Annotated in this window: 1 protein-coding gene; it reads right to left on the bottom strand. The window is 55.5% G+C overall.

The window, feature by feature from the left end:
- Positions 1-8: 8 nt before the first annotated feature.
- Positions 9-827, bottom strand: an 819-nt coding sequence (locus HB860_RS21950; protein ID WP_097449338.1) for an IS5-like element IS5 family transposase, incomplete at its 5' end; no start/stop codon positions are given.

The following is an 827-nucleotide window of genomic DNA, read 5'->3' as shown; positions in this document are numbered from 1 at the left end:
CCCAGTTTTTAGTGAGATCTCTCCCACTGACGTATCATTTGGTCCGCCCGAAACAGGTTGGCCAGCGTGAATAACATCGCCAGTTGGTTATCGTTTTTCAGCAACCCCTTGTATCTGGCTTTCACGAAGCCGAACTGTCGCTTGATGATGCGAAATGGGTGCTCCACCTTGGCCCGGATGCTGGCTTTCATGTATTCGATGTTGATGGCCGTTTTGTTCTTGCGTGGATGCTGTTTCAAGGTTCTTACCTTGCCGGGGCGCTCGGCGATCAGCCAGTCCACATCCACCTCGGCCAGCTCCTCGCGCTGTGGCGCCCCTTGGTAGCCGGCATCGGCTGAGACAAATTGCTCCTCTCCATGCAGCAGATTACCCAGCTGATTGAGGTCATGCTCGTTGGCCGCGGTGGTGACTAGGCTGTGGGTCAGGCCACTCTTGGCATCGACACCAATGTGGGCCTTCATGCCAAAGTGCCACTGATTGCCTTTCTTGGTCTGATGCATCTCCGGATCGCGTTGCTGCTCTTTGTTCTTGGTCGAGCTGGGTGCCTCAATGATGGTGGCATCGACCAAGGTGCCTTGAGTCATCATGACGCCTGCTTCGGCCAGCCAGCGATTGATGGTCTTGAACAATTGGCGGGCCAGTTGATGCTGCTCCAGCAGGTGGCGGAAATTCATGATGGTGGTGCGGTCCGGCAAGGCGCTATCCAGGGATAACCGGGCAAACAGACGCATGGAGGCGATTTCGTACAGAGCATCTTCCATCGCGCCATCGCTCAGGTTGTACCAATGCTGCATGCAGTGAATGCGTAGCATGGTTTCCAGCGGATA

Source organism: Aeromonas genomosp. paramedia (assembly GCF_023093515.1).
Classification (GTDB): domain Bacteria; phylum Pseudomonadota; class Gammaproteobacteria; order Enterobacterales; family Aeromonadaceae; genus Aeromonas.
The sequence above is the reverse complement of the archived record's forward strand: the minus strand, read 5'-3'. Positions and strand labels throughout refer to the sequence as shown.